The organism is Candidatus Insignibacter tubulum (assembly GCF_056790205.1).
On the sequence record NZ_CP199715.1, the window covers coordinates 441,112 to 453,205 of the forward strand.

The following is a 12,094-nucleotide window of genomic DNA, read 5'->3' on the forward strand; positions in this document are numbered from 1 at the left end:
AAAAACTAATAAACTATTGATAAACACAGAGGTTATAATTATATAGTCTATCATAGAGACATAATAATTTCAGCTAAATTATTCAGGTATTTTTTCCCATTTTGAACTAACTTTAATAATTGAAAGGCATTTGCTATTATGATTGTTTTAGTAAAAAAAAATTATAACGACAACAATTATCTAGTAATCTTCTATATTTAGAATCTAAATATATCTCTATCATTATAGAGAAATAGGGATAAAATATCAGTATTTTTCAATGGTAATATTTTGCAGATATTCTTTTAAAACAGCTATAAGTGTATTTACTTCTTCTTTAGTACTAGAATATCCAAAACAAATACGCAATGATGTTTGGGTTTCTATATTTATCTGTCCTAATATTGTTTGAATAACATGTGAAGGGGTTAAAGATCCTGAAAGACAAGCACTTCCTTGTGAAATAATAATTCCCTTCAAATCAAGGTTAAAACTTAACATATCGTCTCTTATAGGTAAAGAAATATTTAAAGTCATATAAAGACTTTTATATAAATCTGCTGAAAGTCCATTAAATCGGACTTGTGGTAAAGCTTTTTGAATTAAAAAAATAGTATATTCTTTAATCGATTCTATATGCGTGCGTTCTTTTTTAAGCTCTTTTAAAGCATACTCTAATGCTTTAGCCATACCTAAGATACCATGTATATTTTCAGTACCTGCACGTAACCCTCGCTCTTGAGGCCCTCCTACGATAAAACCTTTAGAAAGGGAATTATTTCGAATAAAAGAAAAACCCACACCTGTTGGCCCATAAAACTTATGAGCACTACAAGAGGCAAAATCTACACCTAATTTTTTTACATCTAAATGATAATGTCCAATAGTCTGGGCCATATCAGAGTGAAACCAGGCTTTATATTTCTTGCAAATTTCACTGACTTGAAACAAGGGTAAAATATTCCCAATTTCATTATTCGCATGCATTAAACTCACTAAAGTGATAAATGAAGAAGTTTTCAGTTTTTTTTCAAGATCTTCTAGATCAATAATACCCTTAGGCTTAAGCGCAATAAACTCTATTATTATACCTTGAAATTCAGCTAATCTTTGGGCTGTTTCTAAAACTGATTTATGTTCAAGAGACGAAGTAAGAATACGTTTAACTTTTAAAAATTGAGTTGCTGATGTCAAAATCATATTGTTCGATTCTGTGCCACCTGATGTAAAAATAATCTCTGAAGTATTAGCATTTAAAGATCTAGCAATTGACTTTCTCGACATTTCTATGGCTGATCGACTTAACCTACCTAGCTTATGTGAAGAAGACGGATTCCCAAAAAACTTTTTTAAGTTTTCTGTCATAAAATCTGCTACTTCGGTCCGCATAGGAGCAGTTGAAGCATAATCTAAATATATATCTCCCAATTGTAAAATTTCTATCGAATAATAATTAAAAAACCAAATTTCTAAAATTTGTATAAAAAGACAAAAATAAAGACTATTTTCAAGTAGTTATATTATCTAATTCAGATTTTACCTACATTAGTTAATGTAGCTACCTATTAATTTTATGTATAGATATTTAGAATGATAGTATTTTACTCGCGATCATTAAGAAAAGACAGATATTACTTATAAGGTATATAGCCTTGTTATAGTACTACTTAAAAAAATAATGATATAATTTTCTTTTAACATTTTGATTTTTTAGATAAAAAAGCATTCAGTCAAATATTGAATTCAATTAATTTAAATAATTAGTAACTTCTAAAGTTTCTATTTGTTTATAGCCCGGGTGGCGGAATTGGTAGACGCGCTGGACTCAAAATCTAGTGATATTCATATCATACGGGTTCGATTCCCGTCCTGGGCACATATTTTAGGATTAAAATAGTATCCGTATACTATGTATTCTAGTTCCAAGTCTTTTAGCTATTCTTGTGCATACATTTAATCCATTATAGATCATGTAGTTTCTTATACTTTTGATCATATCAAAAAAAAAAATATAATCGATAAAACTAATAAGTCTTATTTTTTTATATAAAGTTTATATACTATAAGCACTTTAAGAGTTTATAGAAATATCAAAAATGATTACTAAGTTAGATTGAAAAGAAACTGATTACAACTTTAAAACTAACATTTCTAGTTCTCATGGCTAGGAAATAGGCTATTGAGTCCCCTCATTTTATAAAGGAAAATAAAGAATATAAAAGGAATCTCTTTTACATTATATTCCTAGAGGAGGATAAGGGAGACAGGGTTTTTTTAAAAAAAAAAATAATAAAGTCAGTAGATTATTCGAAATAAGAAAATATTAGGCATTCTACATTCATAAAAATTTTTAATTCCATAAATGCCGTATGTTCTCATTTAAATTTTAGGAATTATTTTTTATACTTATACATAAAAGTAAAGGAAAATTAAAAAGTAGTGTTGAATTTATTAGATTTGTTCTTCATTTAAAAGAAAGATTATGCAAAGGGGTTCTCGTCGTCTTGAAAATATGAGTTATTCGCAAACTTTAGCTATGTCCTCTAAAGTTAGGGATCTTAAAATGCAAGGCTATGATGTAATTAATTTAAGCGTGGGAGAGCCTAATTTTTCACCTCCTGATTTTATTTTACAGGCAGCTAAAAATGCTATAGATAAAGGTCACCATTATTACACACCTGTATCTGGTTGTATAGAGCTTAAGGAAGCAATATGTGAAAAATTTCTTCGAGATAATAGATTGCATTATGAACCCTCGCAAATAGTTGTTTCAACTGGAGGGAAACAGTCGATAGTTAATATTTTTCTAGCGCTTTTAAATCCGGATGATGAAGTTATAATTCCAAGTCCTTACTGGGTAAGTTATTATGAAATGGCTAATCTTTGTGAGGCTAAAAAAGTGATCATTCCGACAACCTTACAGAATAATTTTAAAATTTTACCAGAGCAGATTGAGTCTTATATTACCCCTCGTTCTAAGATTTTTATTTTTAGTTCTCCTTGTAATCCCTCTGGTAGTATTTATACTCGTGAAGAACTTAGGAAACTAGTGAAAATTTTCGCTAAATATCCTCAGCTTATTGTAATATCTGATGAGATTTATGAGTATATTAACTATTCGGGGACTTATACAAGTATTGCTGAATTTCCAGAAGTTTATAATCAAACAGTAACTTTAAATGGCCTTTCTAAGGCATTTGCTATGACGGGGTGGCGTATAGGTTATATAGGCGCTCCTGTATGGTTAGCTAAGGCTTGCGATAAATTACAAGGGCAAACCACCTCAGGAGCTAACTCTATTGCACAACAAGCCGCCATTAGTGCTCTAAAGGCAGATCCCCAGTGTATTAATTATATGATTAAGGCTTTTAAAAAACGACGTGATTTAGTCTTAGATAATATTCAAGAATTATATGGATTCCATTGTAATGTTCCTCAAGGAGCTTTTTATGCTTTTCCAGAAGTTTCAGAGCTTTTCGGAAATTTTTTTTCTGGAATCAGAATTTGTAACTCATCAGAGTTAGCTATGTATTTACTTGAAAAAGCTCATGTAGCGGTTGTAGAAGGTTCTCCTTTTGGAGATCAAAAATGCTTGCGTATTTCTTACGCTACTTCTGAAGAAAAGTTAGAAGAGGCCTTTTTAAGGATTCGTCGAGCATTATCTTAATTCAGATAAAAGTATTAAATAATACCTTTTAAATTATAAATAATATAGTAAAATTCTTTTGTGTTTTAAAAGACTTTAAAAGATGTATTGATAGTGCTTTAAGAAAAAATATTTAAGGGGAGGTATTTTTTTTTTATTTATTCTAAATAAAATCTAGAATAATATGTGTTCCCTTATAATTATATTATGATCATCTTATATTATGATCATCTTATATTATGATCATCCTTAGGAGAATTAAGGAATTTTGTATAACTATCAAATAAAACTTAAATATTAAATAGCAATCACTTGGTGATCACGGCAGGATTCGAACCTGCGACCAACTGCTTAGAAGGCAGTTGCTCTATCCAACTGAGCTACGTGATCCATATCTTTTTTATGTCGGGGTGGCAGGATTCGAACCTGCGATCTCCTGGTCCCAAACCAGGCGCGATAACCTGACTACGCTACACCCCGTTTTAAACGCGGAGAGTGTGGGATTCGAACCCACGCGACAGTTTTCCCGCCGACAGTTTAGCAAACTGCTCCGTTAACCACTCCGGCAACTCTCCTAAATATTTCTTTGTATACTCTATTTACTATATTAAATATATAAGTAATAAAATTACTAGTAAATGTAGAGCGGATCTTTTAAATAAACAAGAATTAGTAGATTTCTTTGTAATTAGGTAATTACTGAGGATATTCTATTCTGGTATGATAGACACTAATCAATTTCTTTTTTATAATATTTTTAATTTGCTGAATTTCTTTTAATGTAATATTAGCGTTAGAGAATTGATTATCATTCATCTGTTTGTTAACTATCTCTTCTACAAGATTTTCTAAATTTCTTCCAGATGGAGTTTGAAGACTTTTTGAAGCTGCTTCTACACTATCGCAAACCATTAGAATAGCCATTTCCCTAGAAAAAGGTTTTGGTCCATCATATCTAAAATGACTGATATCTATATTCTTATTAGGGTTCTGTTCTTTATATTTCTTATAAAAATAATATACTATTGTATTGCCATGATGAGTTCGAATAAAATCTATAATTTTATTAGGTAGGTTGTATTTTTTTGCTAACTCTATCCCTAGATTGACATGTTTTAAAATTATTTGAGCACTCTCTTCAGCAGTAAGATTTTTATGGGGATTTATGTTTTTTTGATTTTCGATAAAAAAATTAGGATTTTCTGTTTTCCCTATATCGTGGTATATTGCACCAATTCTTACAAGAAGAAAATTAGCGTTTATTTCTCTAGCAGCTTCCTCTGCTAAATATGCTACAATCAATGAGTGCTGAAGCGTTCCAGGAGCTTTTTGAGATAAAAATCTAAATAATGCACCATCTGTATCAGATAGCTCTAATAAAGATAGATTATAAGTACCCCCAATTTTTTTTTCAAAAAAGTAAATTATCGGTCGTGCGAAAAGCACTAACATTGAACTTGTAAAAAATATAAAAAAATATTCATAAGTAAATGTATTTAAAGTGCCATCTCTTATTAATATTAACCCATAAAATGATATTATATAGATTGCTAAGATTTTTATAGAAATGATAAAAAGATTCATTTTTTTATAAATCTTAGCTTGATTTAATAAGCTTATAGCTCCTGCAGTAATTTCAATAAACGCAAAATTAAAGCTTTGAGGCAAAATAGGAGCTAAAAGAATAATAGTCGTTAAATGTGTAATAAAACTTGTACTAAGATCAAAAAAAAACCGTATTACGATCGGCATAAGACAATAAGGAATTATGTAGACAAAATTTAATTCTTGTCTAGCTACTATAATGGTAATAGTAATATTGCATAGGATAGAAATTATTAAAAATCTTATAGCATTTATATTATTATATATTTCCTTTCTTAGATAGAAGAAATAAGAAAAAAATATACCTAATACTATGCTTATAAGAATAAAATAACCTATTATTAAATAATAATTACTTCCTTCAAACAATAATTTTTTGTCATAAACTTCTTTTAAAGTATAGAGTTTTTGAAAATTATCATCATTTATCAAAGGTATTTTTTGTAAATTATTTTTAAAGTTAAAAATTGTAGAATTAACACCATCTGTGAAATACATATCTGATTTAATTACATCAACAATGATATTATATTTAATAATAGGATAAAAATAAAGATGTACTTATATAGCCTTTATCATAAATATTTTTGATGATTCCAAGTCTTTTTTTTTTTTTTAGGAATGGATTATTTAACAAAGCTATTTTTTTATTAAAGTATTTCTGAATATCTAAAGATAGATATGTATTATTTTGAAAATAATATTTTTGATTTTTATCGTTAATTCTTTTTTCTGTATTAATAATTTTGAAATTAGGGGCACATAAGTCTTTATAATTCCATATCTGTCTTTTAAAAAAATCATATTTAAAATCTTGTTTTTTAATATATATATACAACAGCCATAATATTGAAAATAAAAAAAGAAATATACTGTAAATAATGTATTTATGCTGTTTACGTAATAGTGTGAACAATCTGAGCATTTTCTTCTTGTTTTTTTATGATTTTAAAAAAAAATCTTAATTTTTTATTATAGACATATTACAGAGGTGTAAAAAAAAAGATATATTCTCTACTTTTTAAAGTGGAGATATCATAAAAAATAAAAATAAGTCTTAATGTATTTCGCAATTATGTATAATAAAGAAAATAATCTTAATTTTTAATATTCTCTTCAGAGAATATTTTTATATACAATCAATGTATTATATAGTAAGAGATAAATATGTTAAAAACTTTAATTAAACTAATGAAAATACAACTATTTTAAGGGCTAACTAATTCTTCTCTATAAATAGAGAAGAATATTTTATTATTAATGAGGAAGAAGGTTAATGATTAAAAATAATATTTTAAAAGACAGAAATCCTTTTTAGGATATAAGATAGTTAAAATATTTTTTTTGTTATAGAAGCACATAAATTTTACTATAGATAATAGTAAAAAGAAATTAACAAGTAATTATAATAGATTTATGCTTAACTATTTTATAAAAAACTGCATAATTAAATATTTATGCCCTTTATAGTGTTTTATATATATTATTTAATCTGTTCTTAATCTCTTAAACTAAGATATTAAGAACAGATTAAATTGAAAAATTATTATCCAATTATTTTACTCATATTGAGCTCAATATATGCCCCTATCAATTTAAGCTTTTTATCTCTTTAAGAGTGATCTATTTTTAATCGTTTTAGCTAAATGAAGATTTATCTAGTAAGCTTAATAATAATCTATTTTCGTCATTAATACTTTCTTGAAGGCAAAGCATGGATTCAGTACCTACAACTCCTCTTATCTTCCCTATTTCTAGAAAAATATTCATCATATTATTAGTGTCTTTAGCGATAATTTTGGAAAAGAAGTTATACTTACCAGAAGTAATATAAAGTTGCACGATATTAGGAATCTTTTCAAGATCAATTTTGACATTCTCTGTTTCAGGAGATTGTGTTACAATACCCAAGAAAGCCTTAACTCTAAACCCTAGTTCTTCATAATTAATTAAAAGCGTATTTCCTTTAATAATTCCGATATCTTCCATTTTATTCATTCGTTGACGAATGGTCCCCGTAGAGACGCTAGGAATATCTCTAGAAATTCTAGTTACAGGCATACGACTATTTTTCATTAAATTAATCGCTACTTGCTTGTCTATTTCGTCGAATTGATCTATTAAAGACATGATTTTATTTTATGGTTCTTTTTTTCTAACACAAAATTATTAAAAAACCAGCCGAAAAAAAAGTATTCTTCCTGTTGAAGAATAATCTAGTAATGCCCCTTTTAAGAAAAACCTTAATAATATATAAATTAAGACCTCTTTATAGGTATCTTTTTTGAAGATATTTTAGACTTTCTTTTCGGGAGATATTTTTGTATAAACTGTTTAAAACTATCAAATTTTGTTGTATATATAATACCTGTTCCATAAGTTTGGGAAGAATAGGTAGTGGGTTCTATATTTTCTATTTCTCCTACAAAAGTTTTTGGTTTAGAAAATAATGTAAGTACTAAGCTTTTATCAGAGGCTTTACTAATATCTATATTTAACTGAATATCCCCCCTAAAAGCATTTAATTCTTGTTGGGTTATAATAGTGTTTAAAGGAATCCTAAATGTACCTTTTATATTAAATATTTTATTAATGTCATATGATATTGAAGAATTAAAACTATTAGAAGTATTTATTCTATTATTACCTTGAATATACTCTAAATTAATACTTAAGGAGTCGTATATCCTCGACAGTATAGTCCCCAGTTGTTTAAGTACTATGTCGTAGGCTGACGATAACCCATCTTCAACAATATCTTTAGTATTTAAAAAGAATTTACCGAACAATAATATTGAACTAAATTGTATAAAAATCTTATTATCCGTATTAAGTTGTTCAAAAAGTTTATAACGTATGTCTTCAGAAGCATCAGGGAATTTTATTTCAAATTTAATCTTTGGCTTAAGCAAATTGCCAGATATATAAATATTAAGTTCGGTAAGAAGATTAGATATATTTATCGTATTATCTAAATGTAGATATTCACTTACGTTAGACACTATTTTTGAATAAGATGCTTGAATATTTAAAGTCGCATCATTAATAGTTTCACCCCAGATAACAAGCCCTTTAGGCTTAATATTAAATTTCCTATCAAGCTTCATAAAAGGAATTTGCTCAATAGAAAATTGGTATATTCCACTAACTATTTCGTATGGGCTACCAGATATTTGAAGATCTCTATCAGGTGATATTTTTAAACGAATCATACCTTCCCCTTTGACATTTATCGAATTATCTCCATACTTATCCATAAGTAACTTTATGTATACATCAGGGTCGATAAAAGTTTCTATTTCTACATAGAATTTTTTATTTTTATTATTTTCAATAGATATATCATGTCTATTGATTTTAATAGCTCCTTCAATAGGCATTTTATGGATATCAATAAATTCAATGTAACTCGGGTTTTTTTTAGTATCCTTATTTTTCTTATTAATATTAATATATAGTCGAGAAGGACCGACAATTTTAGCATTTTTTACCTGAATTTTTATATTATCAGCTTCTCCTAAAATATTGATTTCTAATAATTTAGGGGGATATTTATCTCTTTTATTAAGCATCGAAGTGATGAATAGAGTTCCATAAAAAGAATTATTGTGCATAGAAGAAGTATTAAATAGAAGTAAATATTCGCTTTCTATAGAAAGATTTAAATTCCATTTAAGATCTTTTAGGTATAATTCTCCTCTCCTCAAACGCGCTTGAGTTTTATATTGTAAATCTTTTAAACAAAAATTTTCCAATTTTATAGAATTGGCCGAGAACCTTAATATAGGTTCGTCAATTAATTTATAAGCTGTATTTAAGTAGATTATTTTAAATCCTGCTTTATGTAATTTTACAGTACCCTCGTATACTGGGTTCTCAAATGATCCAGTAATTTTTATTTCCCCTTGTGCACTCCCGTGAACATCGCTAAAAATGTCTCCTAAGAACCCCTCTATAAGACTAAAAGGGAATCCCTTACTAGTAAGAGTTAAATCAAGTTGTGTTTTTTCTGGATTTTTATTTTTAATAATTCCATAAATATCGAGTATCTCAGTCCCTTTATCTTTTATTTTTCCTTTGAGCAGATAGTCTTTGTTATTCTCAATATAATAACTAGCAATTTCCATACTTTCAAAAACTTTGTTCCCTATGTAAATTTTACTAATATTTAGTTTTATATTGGGTTTAAGGATATTATTAAAGTTATCTATTGAAAAGTTGCCATTTACTAACCCATTTATTATAATATTATCTTTATATTTTTTAGGCAGTACTCGTTTGATTTGCACGTTATTAATCTTCCCTTGAATTAATTTATAATTCCAATTCTTAAAATTTACAATTGATAACTCTAAATGTTGCCCTTCAGAGGCAGTAAATTCTATTTTTCTTGCTAAAAAAGTATTTTTATTTAGATCTATGTCTATTTTATGAGTTCGAGTATCATCTTTTTCATTAATCCACCAGTTCAATCCATTGATTGATACTTTCGAACGTAATAATCCTATGGAAAAACATCGTTCTCCACCCCAGTTACCTTTTTTATAGAAATTTAGTTCGAATCGTTGTTCTTTATTATCTTCCCATTGAGCTACAAAACTACTATTAATTTTTAGTAACCTTTCTTTAAAGAAACCTAGAATTAATAGTTCTTTTAAGATGATTCTTTTTAAGGTTATTTTACCTACTTTTAACTGTAAATATTGAGATATAGTTTCATCAGTAGTTAGTTTAATATCTTCAAAGATAATATCTTTTAATTTTATTTTTTCAACTCTAAAATTGAGCTTTATATTATTTCTAAATCCAATCTTTCCGAAAAATTCATTTGTTGATGGTAAGCTGAAATCTTCACTGAAGATTTCTATAAATGTACTCTTTACCTTTAATTTAAAGGCCAAATAGTTATTTTCTTCAAAAATATATTTTCTCTGTTTGTTAATTATATATTGAATCTCACTTTTTATAAAGCGGGGCCATATATGCCATGGCATATTCCCTGTAATTTCACCTTTGATCATATCAGTAGCTTCAAGAATCATTGTTCTTTTATCTCCTTCTTTTATTCCCTTAAGTTTAATCTTAGAAATTTTAAATGTTTTTTTATCCGTTTTATAAGAGCTCTGATACATGGATATAGATCCTTCTATATCATTTATATTAAGACCCGAAAGTTGTATTTGTGCTTTGGTACTTATTAGGGATTTACTTTGTTTAGTTAGTTTAAGAGCCTTAAGATCAAGATTTTCAATATTTATTTTTGCATTTAGCATCAGGTTTTTTTGTGAAAAATTAAATTCTCCATCAGAATGTATTTTTCCTTTAATATCGTTAATATCTACTGTCCCATTGAAAAATAGCCCACATAATTCCCCATCTATATATAGATTATGCAATAATTGATCGTAAAGTAATATTTCAGAGAATATTCCTTTAAATGTTATTTTTAAATCCTTGATATTTAAAGAAGTTCCCTCGAACTTAAGAATTCCACTTATGGATTGCAGATTTTTATTGTTAGTTAAGTACGCAATATGCAGTTTATCACCTGCTATTTTACCTTTATATAGTATGGAATTCCCCCTATATTCATTTAGTTCTACTTTTATATGTACACTTCCTATAGTTTCACTTCTAAGCGTTCCCTCTGCTTTAACTTTTTTATAATCTATATAGAATCCTCCATATAAACTGAGTTTTCCATAATTCTTTATAAAATTTATAAATTTTATAGCTATTTGATCCGAAAGTAAATTCCTAAGTCCATTATAAGAAGTGCTTATAAATCCTTTTTTTTGAGTGATAAAGAAATTTTTTAAAGAAGTAATTTTAAAAATATTTATTTTATCGCTTATAATTTTATTACTCCCGCACTGAAATTGAACATCAGTTAAAACTAGTTCTTCTACTAGTTTGCCTAAAATTTTCCCACTAAATTCTATCTTAGACTTATTAGGCCATAAGTCAATAAATAGACGTAGATCTTCAGCTCCTAATTTTGATCCTGGAAGGATCTTAGAGTTAATATGCACTTTTTCATTAAAATGCTTAAAATCCTTTATATTCTCATAGTTTAGATTTAATGAACCTTTAATAACACTTTTTGAAGTTTTTATGTCAATTTTTTCTAAAATCAAAGATTTAGGGGAAAAACTCGCCTTTGTTGAAAAATTGACTAGCTCAAATACACTTTGATGATATTTTACTCTACTTTGCAAATAACACAGATTTGCTGATACACTTTCCCTTTGAATATTAAGATCCTGTACTTTTGCCATTATATTGCTTATATTAAGCAATATAGCCTGACTTGATTTAAGGTTATGATTAAAAACAGCTAAATATCCATTTTTTATTTCTATATTTTTTTTAAATAATGTCTTTGAAAATATTTGTTTTTGTTTGAAAAGTTTTTCAATGAGCTGATATATATTACTTTTTTTTTCTCCGTAATAAGTAACAATATTAACTACAGGACTATATATTTTTAAATCTGAAATATATATCTGTTCAGGGTGAAAAACTAATTTTATGAGTTTTGTTCTTCCTTTAAGATTATTTACATAAATCAATGTATTTTTATGATGATCTAAGACCTTTATTCCCTTTGCATAAAGGTCTCCTAGAAAATTAATACTTATATGTTTTACAGATATTGATACACCGAATTTTTTATTTAAAAATGCTAAAGATTTTTTAACAATTATAGTTTGAACAGATGGAGTATTAATAATAGCAATAATACTAAGATATAAAAAAAGAAAAATAAATATACAGTAAGTTAGAACTTTTAACCAAGTTTTTGACAAAGATCTTACCATACAAAATAGACCTTTTAGAGAAGATATATACACTTTGAATATT

At 27.2% G+C, this 12,094-nt stretch carries 5 protein-coding genes and 4 tRNA genes; 2 read left to right on the plus strand and 7 right to left on the minus strand.

Annotated features, from left to right (window positions below; all coding sequences use genetic code 11):
- Window positions 1-246: 246 nt before the first annotated feature.
- Entirely contained in the window at window positions 247-1,407 is a 1,161-nt protein-coding gene (locus tag ACUBP5_RS01850) for a cysteine desulfurase family protein (protein WP_482167964.1), read from the minus strand.
- A 364-nt stretch (window positions 1,408-1,771) separates the two neighbouring features.
- Between ACUBP5_RS01850 and ACUBP5_RS01855 the strand changes: the two genes are divergently transcribed.
- Window positions 1,772-1,855, plus strand: a tRNA-Leu gene (locus ACUBP5_RS01855).
- 606 nt (window positions 1,856-2,461) lie between these two features.
- Window positions 2,462-3,646 carry a pyridoxal phosphate-dependent aminotransferase gene (locus ACUBP5_RS01860; protein ID WP_482167965.1) on the plus strand — a complete coding sequence of 395 codons (1,185 nt, stop codon included), beginning with the start codon at window positions 2,462-2,464 and terminating at the stop codon, window positions 3,644-3,646.
- A 292-nt stretch (window positions 3,647-3,938) separates the two neighbouring features.
- Here the strand turns inward: ACUBP5_RS01860 and ACUBP5_RS01865 are convergent.
- The 6 genes from ACUBP5_RS01865 to ACUBP5_RS01890 all read right to left on the minus strand — a co-directional run bounded on the left by ACUBP5_RS01865 (window position 3,939) and on the right by ACUBP5_RS01890 (window position 12,051).
- A tRNA-Arg gene (locus tag ACUBP5_RS01865) sits at window positions 3,939-4,015 on the minus strand.
- A 15-nt stretch (window positions 4,016-4,030) separates the two neighbouring features.
- Window positions 4,031-4,105, minus strand: a tRNA-Pro gene (locus tag ACUBP5_RS01870).
- Between the two features lie 9 nt (window positions 4,106-4,114).
- A tRNA-Ser gene (locus tag ACUBP5_RS01875) sits at window positions 4,115-4,200 on the minus strand.
- 121 nt (window positions 4,201-4,321) lie between these two features.
- Window positions 4,322-5,728 carry an HD family phosphohydrolase gene (locus ACUBP5_RS01880; protein ID WP_482167966.1) on the minus strand — a complete coding sequence of 469 codons (1,407 nt, stop codon included), beginning with the start codon at window positions 5,726-5,728 and terminating at the stop codon, window positions 4,322-4,324.
- A 1,140-nt stretch (window positions 5,729-6,868) separates the two neighbouring features.
- Entirely contained in the window at window positions 6,869-7,360 is a 492-nt protein-coding gene (locus ACUBP5_RS01885) for an Lrp/AsnC family transcriptional regulator (RefSeq protein WP_482167967.1), read from the minus strand.
- Between the two features lie 128 nt (window positions 7,361-7,488).
- A complete protein-coding gene (locus tag ACUBP5_RS01890; RefSeq protein WP_482167968.1) occupies window positions 7,489-12,051 on the minus strand; it encodes a translocation/assembly module TamB domain-containing protein in 4,563 nt (1,520 codons plus the stop codon).
- Between the last annotated feature and the right edge of the window lie 43 nt (window positions 12,052-12,094).